Annotated in this window: 21 protein-coding genes; 10 read left to right on the top strand and 11 right to left on the bottom strand. The window is 55.4% G+C overall.

What is annotated here, in order from left to right:
• Positions 1–140: 140 nt before the first annotated feature.
• Both polA and AD949_RS04530 read left to right on the top strand, forming a co-directional pair.
• Positions 141–2,969, top strand: a complete 2,829-nt coding sequence (polA, locus tag AD949_RS04535; RefSeq protein WP_048835684.1) for a DNA polymerase I — start codon at positions 141–143, stop codon at positions 2,967–2,969.
• Between the two features lie 3 nt (positions 2,970–2,972).
• Positions 2,973–3,584, top strand: coding sequence for an SCO family protein (locus tag AD949_RS04530; RefSeq protein WP_048835685.1), 612 nt, complete (start codon positions 2,973–2,975; stop codon positions 3,582–3,584).
• Positions 3,585–3,761: 177 nt separating this feature from the next.
• On the opposite strand, the gene AD949_RS04525 is transcribed toward AD949_RS04530, so the two are convergent.
• Positions 3,762–6,386, bottom strand: coding sequence for a TonB-dependent receptor plug domain-containing protein (locus AD949_RS04525; protein ID WP_048835700.1), 2,625 nt, complete (start codon positions 6,384–6,386; stop codon positions 3,762–3,764).
• A 207-nt stretch (positions 6,387–6,593) separates the two neighbouring features.
• Between AD949_RS04525 and AD949_RS04520 the strand changes: the two genes are divergently transcribed.
• The 8 genes from AD949_RS04520 (at position 6,594) to AD949_RS04485 (ending at position 16,119) form a co-directional block, all read left to right on the top strand.
• Complete coding sequence (locus tag AD949_RS04520; RefSeq protein ID WP_082064689.1) at positions 6,594–7,706, top strand: pyridoxal phosphate-dependent aminotransferase; 1,113 nt, start codon at positions 6,594–6,596, stop codon at positions 7,704–7,706.
• Between the two features lie 107 nt (positions 7,707–7,813).
• Positions 7,814–9,541 carry an ABC transporter substrate-binding protein gene (locus AD949_RS04515; protein ID WP_244463352.1) on the top strand — a complete coding sequence of 576 codons (1,728 nt, stop codon included), beginning with the start codon at positions 7,814–7,816 and terminating at the stop codon, positions 9,539–9,541.
• On the top strand, positions 9,538–10,539 hold the full coding sequence (locus AD949_RS04510; protein WP_048835687.1) for an ABC transporter permease: 1,002 nt from the start codon (positions 9,538–9,540) through the stop codon (positions 10,537–10,539). The genes AD949_RS04515 and AD949_RS04510 overlap by 4 nt, the downstream gene beginning before the upstream one ends.
• 13 nt (positions 10,540–10,552) lie before the next feature.
• The gene (locus tag AD949_RS04505) at positions 10,553–11,527 is read left to right on the top strand and encodes an ABC transporter permease (protein WP_082064690.1); all 975 of its coding nucleotides are present in this window, start codon (positions 10,553–10,555) and stop codon (positions 11,525–11,527) included.
• A 10-nt stretch (positions 11,528–11,537) separates the two neighbouring features.
• Positions 11,538–12,716 carry an ABC transporter ATP-binding protein gene (locus AD949_RS04500; protein ID WP_174766766.1) on the top strand — a complete coding sequence of 393 codons (1,179 nt, stop codon included), beginning with the start codon at positions 11,538–11,540 and terminating at the stop codon, positions 12,714–12,716.
• Complete coding sequence (locus AD949_RS04495) at positions 12,713–13,753, top strand: ABC transporter ATP-binding protein (RefSeq protein ID WP_082064692.1); 1,041 nt, start codon at positions 12,713–12,715, stop codon at positions 13,751–13,753. Before AD949_RS04500 ends, AD949_RS04495 begins: the two co-directional genes overlap by 4 nt.
• A gap of 68 nt (positions 13,754–13,821) precedes the next feature.
• Entirely contained in the window at positions 13,822–14,589 is a 768-nt protein-coding gene (locus AD949_RS04490; protein WP_048835688.1) for a lysophospholipid acyltransferase family protein, read from the top strand.
• Positions 14,590–14,700: 111 nt separating this feature from the next.
• The gene (locus tag AD949_RS04485; protein WP_048835689.1) at positions 14,701–16,119 is read left to right on the top strand and encodes an FAD-binding oxidoreductase; all 1,419 of its coding nucleotides are present in this window, start codon (positions 14,701–14,703) and stop codon (positions 16,117–16,119) included.
• A 492-nt stretch (positions 16,120–16,611) separates the two neighbouring features.
• Here AD949_RS04485 and AD949_RS04480 read toward each other — a convergent pair whose 3' ends face one another.
• The 10 genes from AD949_RS04480 to AD949_RS04440 all read right to left on the bottom strand — a co-directional run.
• Entirely contained in the window at positions 16,612–16,962 is a 351-nt protein-coding gene (locus AD949_RS04480; RefSeq protein WP_048835690.1) for a hypothetical protein, read from the bottom strand.
• A 136-nt stretch (positions 16,963–17,098) separates the two neighbouring features.
• Positions 17,099–17,566 (bottom strand): hypothetical protein, encoded by a 468-nt coding sequence (locus AD949_RS04475; RefSeq protein WP_048835691.1) that lies wholly within the window; start codon positions 17,564–17,566, stop codon positions 17,099–17,101.
• A gap of 20 nt (positions 17,567–17,586) precedes the next feature.
• Entirely contained in the window at positions 17,587–18,597 is a 1,011-nt protein-coding gene (locus AD949_RS04470; protein WP_174766764.1) for a Mu-like prophage major head subunit gpT family protein, read from the bottom strand.
• 6 nt (positions 18,598–18,603) lie between these two features.
• Positions 18,604–19,227, bottom strand: coding sequence for a phage protease (locus AD949_RS04465; protein ID WP_052944552.1), 624 nt, complete (start codon positions 19,225–19,227; stop codon positions 18,604–18,606).
• Positions 19,224–19,631, bottom strand: coding sequence for a hypothetical protein (locus AD949_RS04460; RefSeq protein ID WP_141325365.1), 408 nt, complete (start codon positions 19,629–19,631; stop codon positions 19,224–19,226). Before AD949_RS04460 ends, AD949_RS04465 begins: the two co-directional genes overlap by 4 nt.
• Positions 19,632–19,807: 176 nt before the next feature.
• A complete protein-coding gene (locus tag AD949_RS14045) occupies positions 19,808–20,209 on the bottom strand; it encodes a hypothetical protein (protein ID WP_141325363.1) in 402 nt (133 codons plus the stop codon).
• Between the two features lie 99 nt (positions 20,210–20,308).
• On the bottom strand, positions 20,309–20,731 hold the full coding sequence (locus tag AD949_RS04455) for a regulatory protein GemA (protein ID WP_244463353.1): 423 nt from the start codon (positions 20,729–20,731) through the stop codon (positions 20,309–20,311).
• Positions 20,721–20,942, bottom strand: a complete 222-nt coding sequence (locus AD949_RS04450; protein ID WP_048835694.1) for a hypothetical protein — start codon at positions 20,940–20,942, stop codon at positions 20,721–20,723. Before AD949_RS04450 ends, AD949_RS04455 begins: the two co-directional genes overlap by 11 nt.
• Positions 20,942–21,745: an AAA family ATPase gene (locus AD949_RS04445; protein WP_048835695.1), complete on the bottom strand. Its 804-nt coding sequence runs from the start codon at positions 21,743–21,745 to the stop codon at positions 20,942–20,944. Before AD949_RS04445 ends, AD949_RS04450 begins: the two co-directional genes overlap by 1 nt.
• Before the next feature lie 78 nt (positions 21,746–21,823).
• On the bottom strand, positions 21,824–23,867 hold a 2,044-nt coding region (locus AD949_RS04440; RefSeq protein ID WP_248845777.1), incomplete at its 5' end, for a Mu transposase C-terminal domain-containing protein.

Below are 23,867 nucleotides of genomic sequence, written 5' to 3'. Positions count from 1 at the left end.
ACCCGTAAATAGATCAGGCGGAGCGTTTGCCTTGCAGCCCCCTTACCCGCCCCTCTATGCTAGACAGACAGAGAAGGGGCGCATATGCCCAGACCTACTCTCCGTCTCACCCTTTTCCGGCCCAGCCCTGCAAGAGTTTCATGACCACAAAAGATACGCCCCACTTGGTACTGGTAGATGGCAGCGGCTTTATTTTCCGCGCCTTTCATGCCCTACCACCCATGACCAACCCGGACGGTGTGCCCGTTAACGCCGTGTACGGGTTTACAAACATGCTGGCCCGCCTTTTGCGCGAGCATGTGGGAACGCATCTGGCTGTTATTTTTGACGCTGGCCGACAAACTTTCCGGACGGAAATTTACCCACAATACAAAGCCCACCGGCCCGAACCGCCGGAAGACCTGCGCCCGCAGTTTGCGCTGATCAGGGATGCAACCCGCGCCTTCAATGTACCTGCCATTGAACTGGCAGGATGGGAAGCGGATGACCTGATTGCCTCCTACGCCACGACGGTGCGGGAAATGGGCGGCACGTGCACCATTGTCTCATCCGATAAGGACCTGATGCAGTTGATCGGCCCCGGCGTGTGTATGCTGGAGCCCATCAAACAGACCGCCATCAGCACGCCGGAAGTGGAAGCCAAATTTGGTGTCACCCCTGATAAAGTGGTGGACGTACAGGCGCTGATGGGAGACCCCACCGATAACGTGCCCGGTGTGCCCGGTATCGGCCCCAAAACCGCGTCTGCCCTTGTCAATGAATACGGCACATTAGAAGCCGTTCTCGCCGCTGCCCCGGAGATGAAAAAATCCAAGCGGCGCGATATGCTGATTGAACATGCTGAGGCCGCACGGGTCTCACGCAAACTGGTGGAACTGGCGCGGGACGTGCCGCTGCCCATGCCTGTGGAAGAACTGGGCGTACGGGAGTTGGACAAGCTGGTTGTAGCGGACTGGCTGGAAAGCATGGGATTCCGCTCTGTGCTGACCCGTCTGGGTGTTGGGCACCCAGACGGCGCACATGCTCACCGCTCCGCCCGTGCGACCGCCCATGCCTCCGTAAACGGGGCTGCCCCATCCGCCGGACCAGACGCACCGCCTGCGGAAGCCGGTCAGTCCGCCGCCGCAGCGGCCTCTCTTGCTACCCCCTATGGTCCGTATGATACCGTGCGCACGGCTGAAGACCTCCAGATATGGGTGACGGCCGCGCAGGAAGCGGGTCTGTGCGCAGTCGATACGGAAACAGACGGGCTGGACCCTCTTTCCGCCAACATGGTTGGCATCTCTCTGGCAACTGCTCCCGGCAAAGCCTGCTACATTCCCCTGCGGCATGAAGGCACGCTGGAAGAACCGGCAGGCGAACAGCTCCAGGCTGCCGCCGCGTTGGATATTCTGCGTCCGCTACTGACAGACACCACAGTTCTCAAAATTTTCCAGAACGCCAAGTTTGACCTGCTGGTGTTTGACCATGCCGGGCTGGATTTTACGACCATCGGCCCGGTGGATGACACCATGCTGATATCCTACGCGCAATCCGCCGGACAGCATGGGCAGGGGATGGATGAACTCTCCACCCTGCATCTGGGCCATACACCCATCAGCTATGACAGCGTGACCGGCACCGGACGCAACCGCGTTCCGTTCACGCAGGTGCCGGTGGCGCGTGCCACGCCCTATGCGGCGGAAGATGCAGATGTCACGTTGCGGTTGTGGTACGTGCTGCACCCCGCCCTACGCACAAATCAGGCGCTGGCACTGTATGAACAGCTTGAACGCCCCCTCTCCCCGGTTCTGGCCAGCATGGAAAAGGCCGGAATTGCGATCAATCGCGCTGAACTCGGTCGTTTATCAGAAGATTTTGCAAGCCGCATGGGTGTCATGGAAAAGGAAATCCATGAAGCCGCCGGGCGCGAGTTCAATGTTGGCTCACCCCGTCAGCTTGGTGAAATCCTGTTTGATGAAATGGGCCTGAAAGGCGGCAAGCGCGGCAAAGCTGGAGCGTGGAGCACAGATTCCTCCGTGTTGCAGGAACTGGCTGACCAAGGGCATGACCTGCCCGCCCGCGTGCTGGCGTGGCGGCAACTTGCCAAACTGAAAAGCACTTATACGGATGCTCTGCTGCGTCAGGCCACAACGGATGACCGGGTCCATACATCCTTCCAGATGGCCATTACCACCACCGGGCGGCTTTCCTCTAATGACCCGAATTTGCAGAACATCCCCATTCGTACGGAAGAAGGCGGACGCATCCGGCAGGCCTTTATCGCACCACCGGGCAAGAAACTGATTTCTGCGGATTATTCCCAGATTGAACTGCGTCTGCTGGCTGACGTCGCTAACATCCCGGCCCTGCGTGAGGCTTTTGCGTTGGGACAGGATATTCATGCCCGCACAGCGTCCGAAGTGTTCAACATCCAGCTGGAAGAGATGGACAGCCTGACACGCCGCCGGGCCAAAGCCATCAACTTCGGGATTATTTATGGCATTTCCGCTTTTGGGCTGGGGCGACAGCTTGGCATTCCCGCAGGAGAAGCCAGAGCTTATATTGACGCCTATTTTGCCCGCTATCCCGGAATCGGGGATTACATGGAACGCATGCGCGAGCAGGCCCGTGCGACTGGCTATGTGCTAACCCCCTTCGGACGGCGCTGCTATGTGCCCGGAATTCATGAAAAAAGCGCCGTCCGAAGGCAGTATGCGGAACGACAGGCCATTAACGCACCTCTGCAAGGTGGGGCGGCGGATATTATCAAACGTGCCATGGTCAAGCTGCCAAATGCGCTGAAGGAGGCCGGGCTTTCCGCCCGGATGCTGCTCCAAGTGCATGACGAATTGCTGTTTGAAGCCGATGCGGAGCAAGCAGACGCCGTGGCCGCTCTGGTGCGCACGGTGATGGAAGCAGCGGCGACACTATCTGTGCCGCTGGTAGTTGAGACAGGAATTGGCGAAAACTGGGCAGAGGCACATTAAGTTATGACCCCGAAGGAAAAACGATTTGCGGTGATTGCCGCAGGCATTCTGGCTGTGGCGGGCGTGGCAAGCTATGTGGGCACTCGGGTTGCCCTGCATTATGGCCCGACACTGAACACTTATGGCAATGAAGTCGGCGGTTCCTTCCGCCTGATGGACTCCACCACCGGCACTATGACAGATCAGACCTTCCGTGGGCGCTGGATGGTGGTGCTATTTGGCGCAACCCATTGCGCGGAAGATGCCTGCACCCCGGCGCTGACCAATATGTCCGCCGCACTGGACAGGGTGGACCCCGGCAAGCGGAAGGCCGTTATTATTTTTGTCAGCCTTGATCCGGACCGTGATGATGCCGAACGCCTGCGCCTGTATGGCCAGAGCATCAGTCCGCGCGTTGTGGCGGGCACAGCCGCCCCCGGCCCGCTGGAAGATCTGGCAAAGGAATATCATACTACCGTTGAAAAACGTCCTGATCCGGAATGGACTTATGCGATGCAGATGTCCCCCCGCTTTGTGGTGATGAACCCGGACACTCGCTACGTTGGCACGGTTGACGCAAATCTGAGCGCCGACGACATGACTGAAGCGTTGAAAAAAATCATGAAGCAGCCGTAGTGACTGTGGTTATCTCTCCTTAAGAAAAACTAACACCATGAATGACATCCTGTTCTAACCGGCCTGTCGGACGCTATGAGTGAACAGGCGGCGTCTTTGCTCTACCAAAAACCCCTGCCAGATGGGTGTTTCTGGCAGGGGTTTTTCATAACATACAAACACTATCAGGTTTGTATTTTAGAAATGTGCATCAATCCGACCATAGTAATAGCCGCCTGTAATAGGAACCTGAGCGGAGTTTGCATCATACATGCGCCCGCCATAGTTATTGTTGATCGGGTTTACGCGGCGAGGACGCACATTGAAAATATTGTTGGCACCGACAGCAAAGTGCCAGTGCGGTGTAACACTGTACCCCACTTCCAGATCCGTCAGCCATCGCGGCGTATTTTTGAACTGTGCGAAGCAACTATTTGAATAACGGAGAGCTTTTCCGCCATTCTCACAAATCGCGCTGGAGGGTGTCCAATCCTGATAACCCAGCATGGTTGTCGTTTCACCATAGCGCGTCTGGCGCAGGTTGACGTCCCACTTACCAACTGTCCAGTAGGCATTCAGGATCAGCTTGCTGCGTGGATAAGCGGTGGTGATGTAACTAGCTGTGGCCGCCGTGAGCAGAGAGGTAGGCGTGCCGTTAACCATGGTTGAGCCCACATGGCTCAGGCGCGTACGGTTAAGGTCTAACGTGGCGGAAAGATTGAGGTTTCCGTAGCGATTCATCCGCAGGAGATAATCTGCTTTCAGGTCAAACCCCTGCGTCCGTGTGCTGGCACCGTTAGCAAAATAGTATGTGCTGACAGCATTGGGGTCCAGACCGGGAGGAAGCACAAACCCAAGCTGCTGTAGGGCAGCAATAGCGGTGGGACCGTTACTAGAGCCACCCGCGATAATACGGTCACGAATGTTGATCTGATAAACATCTGCTTCCACATGCAGCCCTTTAAGGGGTTCGACAACCAGACCGCCGCTGGCGTTGGTGGAACGTTCCGGCTTGAGCGGCGCAGCACCTAGCAGACGTGCAGCCGAGGAACTTACGGGAAGCAAACCTGCGACGGTTGTAGCGCCCACGTTAATGGAACTAAAATGCTGCTCGGCAAGAGTCGGCGCACGGAAACCGTTACTGATAGTCCCACGCACGGAAATACGGGAGGTAATGTCGTACCGCGTGGAAACCTTGCCGTTTTCGGTATTGCCGACGTCAGTATAATGCTCGAAACGACCAGCGAAATCGACATCCCAGTTTTTAAGGGGATGGAAATCCCCATCCAGATAACCCGCCCAAATATCACGGCTCCAGTTACCAGCGTTCTGTGGACTCAGCCCCACGTAACCTGCCATACCCCCAGCCTCATAAGACGGCGGTGTACCGGGTTTGATCTGATAGGTTTCCAACCGATGCTCTGCGCCAAAGGCGATAGTTGTAGGTGTGGAAAACCCTGTTTTGAAATTTCTTCTGAAGTCAATCGTATTTGTCCACTGCGCCATGCGGTAGCTTTCCGCCCGCGTGTTTGTGGGACTCCAGCCGCAGCCGTCCGTAGAGGCATAGGCGCTTGTACTGTCGGGATTGCTGGCGCGCGGAACACATTTTTTGCTCAACATGCCAGCATTTGCGCTGTTTTTATCGCCGATTGCATCTTCATCCGCACCATATGTCGTGCTGAGATCCCACGCAAAACCGAGGAAGTTTTCCCCTTTCAGGCCAAGTGTGGCCGCGTAGTCATTTTCCTCAATCGTCTCAAGTGGAGAAAATCCAGAGGGATAAAGCTCTGGCAAAGTGTTGGGTGTGCGATAGTTCTGATAGGACTCCGCATGTCGGTGCGCATAAGTAATCAACCCGTATCCCTGCACACCTTCCGTCAGTGTTTTACCAAAGGCAATACTCAGATTTTCGCGCGTTTCTTCGGGCGTGCTCATAACCTTATTTGAATTCTTCGGGACAGAAACCGGGCCCTTATAAAGGGCTGTGCCCGCACCAGCCGGGGCAAAACCCATCAGGCGATGGTCTTCTGTATAAGGAACCATATGGTCTGTGTGGTAAACCTGCCCGCTCAGATGCAAGTAGCCGTCACCACCAAGGGACAAACCGCCATCAAGACTGGTCTGATACTGCCAGCCATCCCCATTGTAAGCGTTAGCTCCTGTCTGACCGCTTATATTTAGTCCGTGATTAGTCTTGCGGGTAATAATATTGACAACCCCGGCAATTGCATCAGACCCGTACAATGCGGCAGCGCCATCTTCCAGCACTTCAATATGATCGATAGAGGCTGCGGGGATCATGTTAAGATCAACTGGTGTAGCCCCGAAGGACGGACCGGCATCCGCATAAATATTGGCCGTGGTATGCCGACGTTTGCCATCTACCAGCACCAGAACCTGATTGGGGTTGAGGCCGCGCATACGGATGGCAGAAGTCAGAGCCCCGGCATCGTTCCCCATAGCGCTGACATTGATGGAGGCATAGGTGCGGGTTAATGCATCCGCCAGATTCATTTGTCCGGACCGGCGCAGCGTGGCGGCAGACACCACACTGATAGGTGATGTGCTCTGCCGCGCTTTGCGGTTAACAGCATGTGTGCCAGTGACAATCAGAGTTTCACCACTGCCGGAAGCAGCCGATTTTTCAGAACCATGCACTGCGCCAGTCTTTATGCGCTTGGCTGGAGCCTTTTTTGCATGAGCAGCGGTGGTGGGCTTTTGCTCCTGTTTCTGCTTCGCGGAAGCCGCGTGGGAGAACGAGTTCTGCGCCACACACCCGAACGTCAAAATGGTTGAAACCAGAAAGGCTTTCCTGAATGTCATGCGTGGTTCCAAAGCATATTAAGAAATGAAAAATCACGCGCTTGTTATCAATGATCCGTCTCACATAGAAAGTGAAACTATTATGACATTCAATATCCATGATTTTCTATATTTATTTAACTTCACAAAAAAGGAAAATTATTCCACTATTTTCTGACTTAGTACCAATCATTAAATATGGATAACAATTTATAATAGAGGATCATCATGCCACAGTTTAACAGACGCTTCCTGATACAGGCGGGCAGTATGCTGGCACCGGCATTATGGACGGCACGAAGCAGGCCTATTCTGGCGGCACAGGAAACACTTGTAGCACCCCACGCACGTCTGAACGTAACAGAAAATCCCTATGGCCCTTCTCCTGCTGCTCGCAAGGCGATTATCGCCTGCGTGCCAGAAGCCCCGTATTATGTGGAAGACGATAATAGTCTGCGTGACAAAATTGGTCGGCAGGAAAATCTTGAGAGAGATAAAATTGCTTTATCAAATGGCTCTCTGGATGCGCTCTCCCTCCTTGCCACCGACATCGGCCGAAACGGGCACCTTCTGGCCCCGCAGCCAACCTATACCACTCACCTGAATTACGCCCAGCGACGCGGTGTTGAAGTGCGCTATGTGCCGTTGGCGGAGCACACCATCAATCTGGATACCTTGCGTCGCGCCATAACGCCCCAGACAGCCATGGTATATCTCTGCAACCCTAACAATCCGACCGGCACCATGCTGGACCATGGAAAACTTCTCTCTTTCTGCAAAGATGTTTCCAAAAATATTCCTGTGGTCGTGGATGAAGCATATTTTGAACTTTTGCCTATGGCGGAGCAGATGACAGTCTCATCTCTTGTTCATTCTGGACATGATGTGATTGTCGTGCGCACATTCTCAAAAGTTTACGGCATGGCCGGGCTCCGGATTGGCTATATTCTGGCCCAGCCCAATCGGGTAAAGCAACTTTACAGCCTGACCACAACGTCTCGCAATCAGGCGGGTTATGCGGCAGCCCTCGCTTGCCTTGGAGACAAAACCTATCTAACCGGAGCCATTGCTTACCTTAAAACATGCCGAAACATGATTTATGATATCTGTGAGAAAAATGAATTATCTTTTCTGAAAAGTCATGGTACGTTCGTTTACGTCAATACGTTACGCTCGGCAGAGAAAATGAAGGCAGCTTTAGCGCAACGTGGCGTGGATATTCGCGTCTTTGACTCTCCCGAATATCAGACATGGATCCGTGTTGGGACCGCCACCCCGGCGGAACTGGAACTGTTTGGCCGTGTATTGCCTGAAGCCTTGCAAGAGGTGCCAAAAGCCTGACGAGACTACTCGGATAAAACAGCTTTTATAATACGTTTCGGTTTCTGCATTGTGCCATACACTGCACCCTTTTAAGTTCTTCCCAGATCTGTAGGGTGGAGAACAGAGTGCAGAAACGGTTTTTTCATGCGGGATGTGTGCTGACGGCTCTGCTTGCCGTGGCAGACCAAGTTTCCGCTTTGCATGCTCAACCTAGCGCCACTCCACTCTTGCCACAGGCTGCCGTCCACTTCCCCTCTGATCCGCATAAAGGGGGCACCCTGCGGCTGGCGGCGCAAGATTCAGGCGGCACGCTGGACCCTCAGGTTTCCTATATATCTCTTATCAAAGAGCTTGAAACGCCGGTTTATGACGGATTACTCGCCTTTCCGAAATTTTCCGGCCCCGCAGCACAGCATGTGATTGCCGATCTGGCGGAAACCGTACCGCAGTCGGAAGATGGCGGGCGAACCTATCGGTTTACGCTCCGCCCCAATCTGCATTTTTCAGATGGTCAGACTGTGGGGGTGGAGGATGTCGCAGCGTCTTTCCGGCGTCTGTTCAAGGTTGGCAGTCCAACCGCCGGCCCCTATTACAGTCATATCATCGGGGCGGATGCCTGCCTGCATGATCCGGCGCATTGCACGCTTGCAGGGGGTATAGAGACAGATGCCGCCACACGCACCATTACCTTCCATCTGACGGAACCGGATGCGGAATTTCTGGACCGTCTGGCTTGGTTCCATGCCGCCATTGTTCCGGCCAGCACGCCACCGCATGATACCGGCAACACCGCCCCTCCGGGTACTGGCCCCTACCGTGTGACGTCTTATGACCCGGCGACCGGAATGGTGCTGGAACGCAATCCATATTTTCAGGAATGGGCACATGACGCACAACCTGCCGGATACCCGGACACCATGCAGGTCACCTTCGGGCTGGACACGGAAGGCGAAGTAACGGCCATTGAAAATGGCCAGTATGACTGGATGTATGAAGATTTACCGCTGGACCGTCTGGGCGAAGTCGGTAGTCGTTACGCCGGACAGGTACAGATTTACACACTGCTGCTCTATTATTACGCCGCCCTGAATGTGCGGCTACCGCCTTTCAATTCCCTCAAGGCACGGCAGGCTCTGAATTACGCCATTAACCGCCATGCTATGGTCATCTATCATGGCGGTCCCGCCGTTTCGGCCCCGTTGTGCCAACTCTTGCCACAGGGCACGCCGGGTTATGTGCCCAACTGCGCCTATACCAAGGGAGCCTCCCCCGCGCATCCACTACCCCAGTGGCAGGCTCCGGACCTTGAGGAAGCCCGCAGACTAGTGCGGGAAAGTGATACAGCAGGGCAGAAAATCACCATCGTGGCCCCGCTGGAAGGACGCTATGCCGCCATGGCCATGGAACTTCGCAGCACACTGGCCAGCCTTGGCTATAGCGCCACCGTGCGCAGCCTGACGCAGACCGTGCAGTTCCCTTACATTCAGAACAGCGACAACCATGTTCAGCTTGCCCTGACAGGATGGAACGCGGATTACCCCTCCGCCTCCAGCTTTCTGCAAACCCTGTTTGCCTGCGCCAGTTTCCATCCTCATTCCGATAATTCTCCCAACATATCGGCTTTCTGCAATCCAGAGATCGATGCGCTGATGACCACGGCCGCCAGAACAGCCCTGACCAGCCCGGAACAGAGTGAAAAAGACTGGGCCGAGGTCGATCGCGCCTTGATGGCGCAGGCTCCGGCGGTGCCTCTTGTGCAGATCAGGCGTGTCACCCTGTTGTCAAAACGCACGCGTAACGCCATCGTAACACTCAATGATGAAATCCTCCTCTCCCAGCTTCAGGTCCGATGACGGCTGAAGCTCCTCCCCCACCCGGCCCATGGCGACAGGCCCTGCGTGGCCTGCTCCGCAACCGCGCCGCCATGGTGGCTTTTGCCGTGCTGGCGCTGATCACCCTGAGTTGTGCGCTGGCTCCGCTTTATGCGCGGGATATTGCCCGGACAGACCCATTCACCTCCAATGTCGCTGGTAGCATCCTGCTGGGCAGGCATGAGGTAGATATCATGCAGCCGAACGATAACCCGCTGCATCTGGGCCTCAGCCCCATCGGGCCGACCGGCCATGCGGCCTATCTGCTGGGGGCGGATAGTCAGGGACGGGATGTGGCGGCGCGTCTCCTCTACGGCGGCCGGAATTCCCTGCTGATTGCCGCCTGTGCGGCGGTGCTCTGCCTGCTTCTGGCCGCGGCTGCTGGCATTGCCGCCGGATTTTTCGGCGGTCTGGTGGATGTCATACTCTCTCGCCTGATGGATATCATGTGGGCGGTGCCGGTCTATCTGTTCGCCATTTCGCTCTCCATTGTCACAGTCAGTCAGGGGCTGAAGTTAGGGCCGTTTGTGGTGGAGGCGGATAGTCTGCTGATCCCCATTGTCATTATCGCGCTGGTCTATGTGCCTTATGCCGCACGGCCCATCCGGGGCCGGGTGCTGGCGCTGCGGCAAGCCGAATTTGTCACGGCGGCGCGCTGCCTTGGCGTGCCCCGCTGGCGCATTGTGCTGTTTGATATTCTGCCGAACGTGACCACTACGCTGGTGGTACTGGGGCCGTTGCTCATGGCGCTTTCCTTGCTGGCGGAAAGTGCTCTGTCCTTCCTCTCCATTGGTGTGCAGGCTCCGGCCGCCTCATGGGGCACCATCATTCAGGACGGCGAGGGGCTGATCTACACGCGCCCGATGGTCGCTATTGCCCCCGGTCTGGCCATTGTGCTCGTGGTGCTGGCGCTGAACATTCTGGGGGACGGTCTGCGGGATGCGCTGGATGTGCGGGATTCCGCCCGGCGGTCTTCATGAGGAGGGCTGACGCATGATGATAGCCCTGCTCCGTCGGCTTGGGCAGACCGTGTTTGTCCTATTCGGCATTTCCGCCCTGGTGTTTCTGGTCTTTTTCGCCACACCCGGAGCTGACCCGACGGCGCGCATTGCTGGACGCAACGCCTCCCCCCAGACCATGGAAAAAGTCCGGCAGGAATACGGGTTCGACCGCCCGCTGCCCGTGCAGTACGCCACCATGATGAAAAAGCTGTTCATCACGCAGGACCTTGCATCCTACGTGGACCGAGGCGAACTGGTCGTGCCGGAAATTGCCCGTGCGGCTCCGGTTACGGTTTCTCTGGTCTGCGGCGCGGCGGTGATCTGGGTTGTATTGTCCATCGCCATGGGCACCCTTGCCGCCGCCCTGAAAGGCACATGGACAGACCGAAGCCTGATGATGCTGGGGCTGGTTGGGATTTCCATGCCGGTATTCTGGTTGGGACAGGTTGCCAACCTCATCACACAGAGCCGGTATCATGACACATGGCTGTTCTCATGGGTGCCGGGGCTGGGCTACGTGCCGCTGACAGAAAACCCGTGGGGCTGGTTCAAGGCGCTGGTCATTCCGTGGATCGTGCTGGCCGTCATGTTTATCGGCATTTACAGCCGGGTACTGCGGGCCGATCTGGTTGCCCTGTCCGGCGAGGACTTCATGCGCACCGCGCGGGCCAAGGGACTTTCCCCCACCCGTATCCTACTGCGGCATGGGCTGCGCACCTCCATGATTACCTTTGTCTCCCTCTTCGGGCTGGATTTCGCGCAGCTTGTAGGGGGCGGCGCCCTGCTGACGGAAGTGGTGTTTGGTCTGCCCGGCGTGGGGCGGCTGACCTATCAGGCGCTGACCAATTTGGACCTGCCGCTGATTATGGCCACCGTGATGTATTCCGCCGTGTTTGTTGTGCTGGCCAACGCGGTGGTGGATGTCCTCTATCTGTTTCTGGACCCGAGGGTGCGTGATGCCCGCTGAAACGATCCCTATGCTCCCTGCCCCCCTGCTGGAGGTGCGGGATCTGTGCGTCAGCTTTCCCTCCCGCGGGCGGATGATCCCGATTGTGGAGCATGTGTCCTTCACGTTGGGTGAGCGGGATATTCTGGGGCTGGTGGGGGAATCCGGCTCCGGTAAATCCGTAACCGCCATGGCGCTGATGGGGCTGATTGACAGCCCCGGCGTGCAGATAACCGGCTCTGCCCTGTTCCGGGGGCAGGAACTGGTGGGGCTTGCGCAAAAACAGCTCCTCCGCCTGCGTGGCAGCGAGATCGCCATGATCTTTCAGGACCCGATGACGGCTTTTACGCCGGTTTACACTATCGGCTGGCAGATTGATGAGCAGATCCGCGCGCATGAACGCCTGTCCCGCAAACAGGCCCGCGCCCGCACTGTGGAGTTACTGGCGGACATGGGCGTTCCCGACCCGGCCCGCACGGCGGACCGCTACCCGCACCAGCTTTCCGGCGGCCTGCGGCAACGCGCCATGATCGCCATGGCGCTGTCCTGCAATCCGTCCCTGCTGATTGCCGATGAACCGACGACAGCGCTGGATGTCACCGTACAGGCGCAGATTCTGGACCTGATCCGCTCCCTGCGCAGCACCTACGGCTCCTCCGTGCTGCTGATTACGCATGACATGGGCGTTGTGGCGGAAACCTGTGACACAACATTGGTGCTCTATTCAGGCCGGGTGGCGGAAACCGGCCCGACAGATGCCCTGTTTGCACACCCCGGCCACCCGTACACAGCGGCTCTGCTGGCTTCCATCCCACCACTGGACGGCCCACGTCCGCACCGCCTGCCTGCCATTGCGGGCGCGCCCCCTGCCCCACTGGAACGCCCCGCAGGCTGCGCCTTTGCGCCACGCTGTTCCTATGCGCATGAAACGTGCCGTGACGCACCGCCACCACTGGTGCCACTCGTGCCAGCAGGACAGGCGGGACAGGCGGGACAGGCGGGACAGAATACTGGCGCACAGTCAGCGGCCAATATCCAGCAGCAATCAGCCCAGTTCGCAGCCTGTGTTCTGCCTGCGGAAGGCACGCTCCTGCTGCCTCGGCTGCTGGAAGCAGACACCGCCATGAGCAGTCCCGGCGGGATTATCCTCGGTCTATCAGATCAGGGCATCCAGCCTATGTTATCTTCCGCCGGGGAGCCGCCCCTATGACCCGCCGCTCAGACACGGCCATCACGCCAGATGCCAGTGCCAGTGCCAGTGCCAGTGCCAGTGCCAGTGCCAGACCGCTGCTGGACGTGCGGGATGTGCGCAAGACCTATCATCTGCCGCGTGGACAGACCCTGAAAGCGGTTGATGGCATCTCACTCTCCGTCATGCCCGGAGAAGTGCTGGGGCTGGTGGGAGAGTCCGGGTGCGGCAAATCCACACTCGGCCGGTGCCTGCTGCGGCTGACCGATGTGTCCTCCGGCGAGATCCTATTTGAAGGGCAGGACATTACGGCTCTGAAGGAACGTGCCCTCCGTCCGCTCCGTCAGCAGATGCAGATGGTGTTTCAGGATTCCTACGCCTCCCTCAATCCTCGCCGACGCATTGGAGACCTACTGGCAGAGCCACTCCGCGTGCATCCCGACCCGGACGGACGCAAACGCTCCCGCGCAACCATTACGGCGCGCCTGCATGAATTGATGGATCTGGTCAGCCTGCCCGTTAGCGCGCTGGAGCGTTACGCGCATGAATTTTCCGGCGGACAGAGGCAGCGCATCAACATTGCTCGTGCACTCGCACTTTCCCCCCGGTTGGTTGTGGCGGATGAACCTGTTTCCGCGCTGGATGTTTCCGTGCAGGCGCAGATTGTCAATCTGTTTGCCGACCTTCAGGCCCGGCTGGGGTTGACCTATGTCTTTATTGCGCATGATCTGGCCGTCGTGCGGCAGATTTCCACCAGCGTGGCCGTGATGTATCTCGGCGCTGTAGTGGAACTGGGGGAAACAGACGCGGTGCTGCACAGCCCGGCCCACCCTTACTCCGCCGCCCTGACCGCCGCAGTCCCACGCCCTGTGGTCGGTGCGGCCCGCGCGGCCCCACTGGGCGGCGATATTCCGAGCCCTGTGGCGCGTCCGGCTGGCTGCCGCTTTCACACACGCTGCCCTTTTGTGCAGGACCGTTGCCGGGTGGAAGAACCAGCCCTGCACGTAATAGAGCCGGGCCATTCCGTGGCCTGTCATTTTCCGCTGGCAGAAGGCTGAGCGGGCCAGTATGCAGAAAAGCCCTCAGCCGGAGGGCGACCACTCTGACGGATAAAGCCCGAACCTGCATGTTCCGCTTCTCTGCTTTAAGTGCCTGTGTGCGCTTTTACGCTGCCCTGCTGGGAATTGCCGCTATTTTTCTCACATTGGACGCGGGAACCTGCGTGCTGCGGTGCTTTTTGCCAGAAGGCCCACGAAGAAGACGCATAGCACGACGCTGGCTTTATACTGTGGCACGACGTGCTGTCCGCTTTCTCGACCATATGGATATTCTAAAATGCGACCTGACAGAGCTTGTCCCGTTACGAAATGAGACAGGGCTTGTGCTGGTTGCTAATCATCCCTCGCGTCTCGACAGCCTAATTCTGGCGGCAGCTCTGCCCCGGTTGATCTGCGTTACCAAGGCCTCCATCTGGGACCGTCCAACACTAGGCAGCACGTTGCGCACCGCAGGCTATGTTCGGCATGATAGTTTACTAAAACTAATTTCTCCCGCAACGGAAAGCCTGAAAGAAGGCTGCCAGCTTCTCCTTTTCCCCGAAGGCACGCGCTCCCGCGTCGGTGCGGAACAGGGGGCGTTTCAGCCCGGCTTTGCCGCCATTGCACAACGCACCCGGTCCGCCGTGCAGCCTCTATTGATTGAGACGGATTCACCCTATCTGTCTCAGGGCTGGCCATTCCTGCGCCGCCCCCCATTACCTATGTGCTACCAGATCCGTCTTGCCCCGCGCTTCCCAGCACCTGCGCGGGATGAAGCCAGTGGGCGCGCGCTGGTGGAGGCCACAGAAACCCTTCTGAAACAGGGGTTAGCCCGGAAAACGTTACAGAAGACGTAGTTTTCCAAGCGACACAAATCAGTCCAGAAAAGCCGAAAATTTTACCAAATGGCCATTCTGCTTTATGAAAGCAGACTGTGATAGCCTATTTTCCTTTCTGGATATTTCGTGATGCCTGAAAACTCCGCCTCTGCCGCAGACCGTCTGCACGCTGTTCTGACCACACTACGCACCACAATGGATGCGCAGATCAGCACCTCGCCTTCCGTGCGGGAAGAACATAGCCATGGCGAGGCGATGAGTACGGCCCGCTTGCCAGACGCCGTAGTTTTTGCAGAAAGCACACAAGATGTCTCGACCGTTCTGCGGGCCTGCCATGCGGAACGGGTGCCGGTCGTCGCCTTTGGTGCAGGCACTTCAGTAGAAGGGCATGTGGTACCACCGGAACACGCCATTAGTCTTGATCTCTCCCGTATGACCGCCATTCTTGCGGTGAATGCAGAGGATCTCGACTGCCGCATACAGGCAGGACTGACGCGCCAGAGCCTGAATACCCAGATCCGCGATACGGGGCTCTTCTTCCCGGTGGATCCGGGAGGTGAAGCCACGCTCGGCGGCATGTGTGCCACCCGAGCCTCCGGTACTGCCGCAGTACGGTACGGCACCATGAAAGAAAACGTTCTTGGACTCACTGTTGTTCTGGCAACTGGTGAAATTATTCACACAGGCGGCCGTGTGCGGAAGTCTTCCACCGGGTATGATCTGACATCCCTATTTATCGGGTCAGAAGGCACATTGGGCGTCATCACGGAAGTTCAGTTAAAACTACATGGACGCCCTGAAACATTATCTGCTGCAGTCTGCCAGTTTGAAAATCTGCATGATGCCGTGCAGACCGCCATGGAAATCATTCAGTGCGGTATTCCCATCACGCGCGTGGAGCTGATGGACGCTGTGCAGATGCAAGCCTCCATCCAATTTTCCAAGCTGGAAGGTTATCGCCCGCTAACCACGTTATTTTTTGAATTCTCCGGTGCGCCTGCCGCTGTACAGGAACAGGTAAGTGCTACGGAAGCACTTGTCGAAGCCAATAATGGTCTGGGTTTTGCATGGGCCAATAGTCCGGAAGAACGGTCTCTGCTGTGGAAAGCACGACATGATGCATTCTGGGCCGCCAAAGCACTGGCCCCACAGGCGCGTGTTATTTCTACTGACTGCATTGTCCCCATTTCCCGGCTCGGCACTCTGATTGATGGGGTCTATGAGGATATCAAAGCCTCAGGCCTCCGCGCCCCGCTCTTAGGCCATGTTGGCGATGGAAACTTCCATACCCTGATTATTACGGAAGACACGCCGAAGGGGCACGCACAAGCGTGGGAGTTGGACAAGAAAATTGTCGCCCGAGCTCTTGCCCTTGGTGGATCATGCAGCGGCGAGCACGGCGTGGGTATGGGCAAGCTGGATTTTCTTGAAACGGAACATGGTTCCGGGGCCCTCAGCGTTATGCGAGCCCTGAAAAACACCATGGACCCACACCATATTCTCAATCCGGGCAAACTCCTTCCCGCAGGACCAGTCTATCAGGGATAAAATTTCCCCCTGCAAGAAAAAGAGCGATGCGGACGCATACCTCGTGCGACCGCAAAGCTCTTTTTTGTTTCCCATTCTGGCGTTTGGATTGGCAAACATGCGACAAAAGACAAGAAACTGGGCACTCTGGGCCGTATCACTTACGCGCGACAGCCTCTCAACCCTGCATAGATTGAACCATCGCAGGAATGCTATTCTTTATTTACAACAACAAATTTTTGGAGATGGTATTTTTTACAATATTTTTGACTACGATGTATTTTATTTAGGTCAGACCTCTATCATGACTTTAAGAGCCCGTTTAGAAATTCATCATCTGACGCTGAACTGGCCCCTTACGGAGCACATATATACCCCCGATGCTATCTCTATAATTAACCTGCCATGCAACAATTATTCTACCGTGGTTTAGTGGCATTTCGTGGGATTATCCGAGCCCACGTGGGATAGGTGCTTTTAAAACATGGTGTTTCAATAGCCGCTAAAAGGCCGTTAAAGGGTTCTTGAATTCTGCAAGAAGCGATGCAGTGCGGAACGTGATGGTAGTTTTTTTTCAGGAAACGTCTTCTGTGCGTCGGTCAGCAACTCATCAATAAAGTGGGTTTGCTGTTTCTCCAGGAAATATGTCTGAAGCTCTGGATCAGCCCTCAATGCATTAGGTCGGCCCGCAGTGGGTTGTTCATCACTTCTGCCAAGATAAGTCTGAATACGTGAAAGCTTCCATGCATTTTCACCAAAAACACAACGCACCCTATTGCTGATATGCTGCAAGGATAAGCCGGTCGGCAAAGCATCCAGAAAAGATGCTATTCTAAGATTGGTTTCAATCTGTTCATTATTCATGGTATTATTCGCTATATCTGTGGTAGAGATTTCAAGACGCGCTGCGACACGGTGTTATTCAGCCGACCATAGGATCGCCCTTCGGGGCGGGTTCGTTTGGGGGTTCTGGCTGGCCCCCCGGCGCGTCATTCCTTATTTATTTGTCCGTGACTTCCGGCACAGGTACCTGCATCACCTGACCTTTGAAGGAAAGGCGCATTTTGAGGTTGGGCAAGCACTGCATGATCGCAAGCGCCTCATCAGGCTTTTGCATGTGCAGTTCGACCAGTGTCTCAATGATCGGACGGGAAATGGCATATCCTTTCTCGGCTTGCATGTTCACGATATCCCGTGAATGCGCCCGTGCGATCTGGGCACGCATTGCCTCGGTCTCACGCTGCATTGTCATCATATTCTGGCGATAGCCAACAAGCCGCGCATCAGAGGAAAGTAGCACAGCATCCAGCACATCGGCGGGAGAAGACGCGCCACTGAGCATCACCCCGCAATCCGGTCTGTCCAGGGAGGTGAGATAGCTCAGCACCTCCTGTAAGGCCCCGGTCAGATCGGTGTCGGGTGCGTCCTCAGGCAGTCCCAGACGTTGCCTTATGGCAATAGCGTTCATGTTTGTATCCTCCCGTCCGTTTACTTGCCGCTTGCAGCAGGTGGCTTGCCATCAGCCGTAGTGCCGCTACCCGCCGCATAGGTTTCAGACGGATTGACAAAATCCGCTACTTTTTCCCAGGCTGCCGTCGAACCGTTAGCGCACAGCAGGAATTGGGTAATGATCGGTATGGCCGTGCCAGCCCATTCGTTGGACGTAGCCTCAATGGTCTGGGAGCGCAGGATACGCAGGGCTGCGTTCTCGTTGCCCGGCAAGGTCACAAGATGGGTGGGCCGGATACCCAGCGGCCTGCCATTCTCGGAGCGCTGGCTCATCATGGCCGCTCGCACCGCCGCGTAATTGTAGGGCGTAAGCGGGTCGGTGCAGGCAAAAGCCAGTTGCCACATACCATAACCAGCGTTGTAGCGGGCATCCGCGCCGTAATAGTACTTGTTGTCAAAGAACGCGCCACCGGAGCGCGGATCGGTTTTCTGTGTGAAGGTGACAGGACGACGGCTCTGGAAAATCAGCGGGCGGATCGGACGGGAGCAATCCAGCAGGAACCACGGTGCGTAGGTGCCAGACCCAAACACATTGCTGACGGTGCGCTGTGCCTTTCCGGTTCCCACGACATGATTGGCACTGAAGAAAGGCTGTCCATCATAGCATTTCTGGGTAAAGCCATCGCCCAGCAGACCGAAGATCAGTTCGTCGGGGTGCGAGGAGGCGGAAAGCGCCATATCGCGGATGACCGGTCCGAACAGACCATAGCGATCATCCTCAATATCGTTCCGGTCTATGTCGATGGTCTGTTCCCAGTTGCGGTTGACGATACTGAACCGCGAGGTGCCCAAGGAGTGGATGACACGCGAGCCGACCCACTCCCGCACAGACGGCAGGTTATTCAGAAAGCCATAGGTTTCCACTGCTGTGCTGCTGGGCACGATCATCGCCACGTCCTTATAATGGGACTGAGCGTTTTCCAGTTCCTTGTTGAAAGCGGACTGGAAGTTTGTGAAGATGATTTGCAAATTGCCTTGCGAGATTTGCATGGCCAGTTATCCCTGTTTTGAGGTGTTGGAAGGCGAAAGACCGAGAGCTTCCTTGAGGCGTGCGTCCAGAGCGGCTTCCTCGGCGGACTGGGCATTGCCATCTGCACCGGGTGGGCGGCATGTCAGGGCGGCAATGGCGTCCATATCGGCCTGTATGCGGGTCAGGATCGTCCCGACCGCCCCGCTGCGTTCCGCGTCGGTCAATGAGATCAATTGGGTCAGGGCCGGATTATTGGTTAGCGCGGCTGAATCAATGATCGAGATGTCTTGCTTGTTATTCCCGTCGAAACCGATAACAGGGGAGATGAAACGGTATTCCCTACTGGCGACAGCCTTACGCCCTGCCTCCGTCCATTCGACCTTGCCCCATATCCCGTTGTCGCGTGCCTGAAGCTCGGTAATCCATCCAGCGGCGGAACCGTTGCCCTTTGGCACGACTGACCCGTGATCGTAATCGACCGGTAACGGCCTGCCTCCCTTGGGAAGGGAAGCCTCAATCAGTTTGCCGGGGTCAGAGACAGTCCAGGGACCACGCCCGTCCTTGGCCGAGAAGGTGCCGGAGGGCAGAAGATGTATCCATTCGGGCGCGCTGTCTTGGGCTGCGTTCAGTTCGAAAAAGATTTCCCTCATCGTTCCGCCTCCCGTTTCCACTGCTGGAATTTGGCAGCACGACGCTTTTTATATTGTCTGCCAATACAATATGACTGACGAACGCTGACACCAATTAAGGGCGCAATGGCAGCTGATCCCAAGCCTTGCTTTGCATAAAATTCATATCTGAATTTTCTGGCTACAGGGACAATAAAAGGAACCCTTTTGTATTCCTTAAAAATAGTATCCAGCATGTCTGGTCCGAATGCATCTATAATTTCCTCTCCCTTGCGGGAATGCGTTCTTGATGAGGACGTATGGATACAGAACTCCTGACCTGAAAACCGTTCAATAAACCGAACCGCAACCTCGTCGCCAAATTTTTCCCGCAGAAAAATTAAAGCACTTGGATTAAGTTTATCGGTAGCGTTTTGTCTCTGCATCCTCATGCCTCAGCCCAATGTTTTTCAAGACTGAAAAGTGTATGAGTTTGCAGTAACATCCCATTCGGAAGAAATTCCTTCCGCAAAATAATTGCGGAATAATCTTCTATTTTCTTATTTTAATCTGACATAAATTATCATTGAAGGACTGCAAAATATCAGTGCTCTATCTATTTTTAGGATAACTCTGAACCCAGAAAATCCATGATATCCATTTGTCTGGAATTATGCTGCGCACTCCCAGACAAAGGTTTTGAAGATTTTTCCATTTTAAGGATTGCATTCACCCAGCGCGAAGTCGTCCCAACTCTCAAGGCTATCTCATTTCTGCTATACCCCAGTTCTGCCAGTTTCCAGATACGCCATCGACGACACTGGGGGATGGAAATTGAGCTGCCACCTGCAAAATTCACAAGAGCCAAGGCTAAATCTCTTCCAAAACAGCTTTCTAGACTTGAACCCTCAGCAACGCGTGGCACGGATATTTGCTGGCCACCGTTTGCATCCATAAAAGACAAAACGACATTTTCATCGGCTGAATTAAGCAAGGCGACAAGAATATCAGGTAGCGGGGTCATGTCGTGTTCCTAAAAGGATTATAAAAGGCACTAAAAGGGGGCTGTGTGCGTTTTAAGATGCTTTGGGTACCAGAGTGGCTCAGATGGTAGAAACGCGCCTCAGGGGCGCGTTTTCCGTGTCACCATATTTTTCAGGATAATGACCGCACTTCGGGCATCCTTTTCGGGCAGGAACCGTAAGGCGGAAACCCTCCATGTGCGTTCCAGCCAGTGGCCAAGCTGTGTTTCTGTTCCCGTGCCTTCCGTATACTCTGCCCACAAGCGCCGGATGGCAGCAACCTGTCCGGCGGTAGCAAACCCCGGCCTTCTGCCGAGGTTCGTACGATTGGCGTCACTCTGAAAGCCGAGTTTTGCAAAAAGCTCCATCAATTCTCGGAATGCTTCCGCTGTCAGGTCGCGGGATGATGAAACACCACCCACGCGCATGAGGATATTCCGGTAGTCATCATCAGTCAGTCCGAGGCGTTTCCGAGCCACCTGGACAAGGCGCACCTTGGCAGGATCAAGGGGTTTACGCCGCATTATCATAAGCCCTGCGACAGAGTGCTGTCAGATCACGGCTTCTGGAATGGGCTGTATAAACAAATTCCCGAAGACTCTCACTAGCATTTGGCCAATTTTCTGCCCAGTCAACACTGTCTAAACTGGCGTCAAACAGTTCTAAAACGCCTCTTAAAAGGGCTTCAAGACGGCAGGCTTCACCCTCGATATCCACAAGATCAGGCTTGCTCATCAGACCAGACCTCCCGTCACGGCTATGGAGGTTTTCAGGGTAGACAGTGTGATGTGCTTTCCATCTGCAATCTGCTCTGCCATTTCCACTACCCGCTTTATATTATGTAAGCCGCCTCGTTCACGGCCAACGCGATAGAGCAAGGCAAACTCTTTCTCGCCCATGATATTGAGATGTTTGCAGACGGCCCGGACATCTTCCTCACTGATCGCAAGATTGACCATCTTCTGCCCGAGGCGACCCGAAAGAGCATCCATGTCTTCAGAACGCCGCCTGCCACAGATACGCTCATGCAGGCTTTCCGTCCCGACAAGAACGATGCCCGGATTACAGCCGCGTGTTTCTAGCCGATCCCAGATATTCCGAATGGCGGATAGGAGATCGGCAGACATGAACTGGGCTTCATCCAGAATGAGCAGACTGGTCTGGCCTTCCAGCTTGAATTCAATGCTCCGCATGATGTCCTGCGGACAGTCACCGCGTGACGTGTAGATTCCTAAAGCGTCTGCAATATGAGCAAGGCCGGGCCGGGTCTTGTCTGTGGCGCGTGTCATCATGATGTAAATGACTTCCTGCCCATAAGAGCACTCGTCTTCATCAGGCGCAGTATTCAGTTTCGCCGCCACCATGCGGGCTGCCGTGGTTTTTCCTGTGCCAGACGGAGCTGTCAGCAAGCCGATCATGCCGGTGCGATAGCTGGCGAGCATCACACCTTCCATGTCTTCCAACACACTGGTAGGCCACAATGTGCCGGTATTGTTGCTGTTCTCGTTCGCTCTTGGTAGTCTTATAACCTTGGTCATTAGGTGTGTCCCTTGTGGTCAAATTGCCGGGAAAAGCCTCCCGGCTGGCGGTCGTCGGGTGCTCGCAACACCCGACGACTAGGCTCTCCGTCGCATCGGTGAGGCATTCAGCTTTTTGTATGCCTCAGCCTGAGTGCGACGGAATTCTTCATTATCCGAAAGTTTGGCTGGGGCTGCCAATTTAGGCTGCCGCGCGGCTTCTTTCAGAACAGGTGAAATTGTGATTTCTGCTTCCGGTGTTACCGGTCTCGGGGCGGGATTAGCGTCTACAAAACGCGCCATTTCCCCCATAAGATCAATCGGTTCGAGATCGGAAGATATAGCGTGTATATCTTTCTTGAGGGCACGAGAGCGGCGTGATTGCTCTATCGCACCAGCCCGATCGGTCATGGCGTAAGCTGTTTCTTCCACAGCAACGAGAAGAGGATTATCCTTATCATCCAGACCGATAATGCGTGTGCCATTACCCATGAAAGGCACGCGGAACCGCTGCTTTTCCCCAACCATTTGCGCCATGGCATCGTGATGATAACGACGACCGTTGATAGAGACGATGCCACCGGTTTTGATGACACGCGTTTCTTCCGGGCCGAAGGCCAGCTCGACTTCGCCAGGGTCAAGGATGATGGAACGCCAGTCCTCAGCCACAAAATGCTGCATCCTGCCATCAGGTGAATACCCAGCAATTTCCCCTTTTTGCTGCGGGGTTGCGTTATAGAAAGCGACAGCAAGCTGGATATTCCGGTGGATGCTGGCAGCGTCTCCCGGCATGGGCACAGGCGCTTTGCCCTGATTTTCCACCTTTTTGTTCATTCTCTGCCCACCAATGAAGCCTTTAAGCATAGGTTCAATGGTACGGGTAAAGTTCGAGAAGACGCCTTCAATAACTTTGGATTGTGGGTTGTAGGCCCGGCTTCGAACGATTCCTGCTGAGAGAGAACTGGTAACTTTTATCGCCATATCTTTGCCAGCCGACCGGACAAGGCTGGCTAGGCGAGCCAGATCATTTGCTGCTTCTCCCAACTGGAATTCACCGCCATTGTCAAAATATAGGTTTTTGGGAACGCCCCAGTTGGGGTCGGCAAACATGTCTCTGAGAGTTTCAAGAACATGCTCCCGTCGAATAGCTTCCCCTTTGGGACAAATGAAGCTGCGAACAAATATCCGGTTGGTCGCAAGATCAAGGAAGGCAATCATTTTAGCGGTAGTATGGGAGCCATCCTGACGGGAAATCAGGAAGTCACAATGCCGGACATCTGCTGCCACCATATCCATAGGTAATAGGCCATCACGCGTCCGTGTGATACGGGGTTCTGCGTTAGAGGCATAACCACCAGCATCATGCTTTTTTGTATGGATCAGGCGCGCGCGTTTACGTTCTTTCTTGTCCACAAAGTTCTTGGGAACCCAGCAGATTTGCTTGAGGATGGAGCTATCCGAGGCAATGCCAGTCCTAGTGGCAATATCCTGACAACGTGGCTGCATAAGCATCTGAATTTTGTAGACACTGGACGCACCATGAGCCCAATAGCTGCGGACAAAACGGTCCAATTCCTTGGCGATTTTCTGCTGGTCTTCCTGACAGACGCCAGCTTCCGTCATAGCTCTGTCCCATGCACGCCATGCAACAACGCGCGAAGATCCACGATCAGCGCGATGCCCTCTATGCAAGCCACAAAGACCCTCTTTTTCGTAAGAGCTGACCCACCCTCTAAGCGTTCGTTCTGATACTCCGCTAGATTGTCTATCGTGGGATTTTGGGAATTTTCTTGCAATCTCTCTTATGCATTGGGCTCGTTCTGCGGAGCCTCGTTTTCCAGAAGCCATAATTCGCAATACGAGGGTAAGGCGATGGTTTGTGTCTATTGAGGGTGATTTTAATGAGTTATTATCAACGATTAAGGTAGAATTAATCTCTTCAGGTAACGACGTCCTATCGATCAAATATCTTTTCCCGGAACTTCCTCCTTTTCCAGTAGTCACGGCAACAGACAAAGTTTTTCCACGCCATGCTGCACCAGATAACGCTTTACGAGCAATTGCTCTGGCTGCTTGAGGAGAAATATTCGCTAGCCTAGCAAAAGCGTTAGAGCCTGTTTGAAAAGTCACGGATGAGCGTTTC

Source organism: Acetobacter orleanensis (assembly GCF_001581005.1).
GTDB lineage: Bacteria > Pseudomonadota > Alphaproteobacteria > Acetobacterales > Acetobacteraceae > Acetobacter > Acetobacter orleanensis.
The sequence above is the reverse complement of the archived record's forward strand: the minus strand, read 5'-3'. Positions and strand labels throughout refer to the sequence as shown.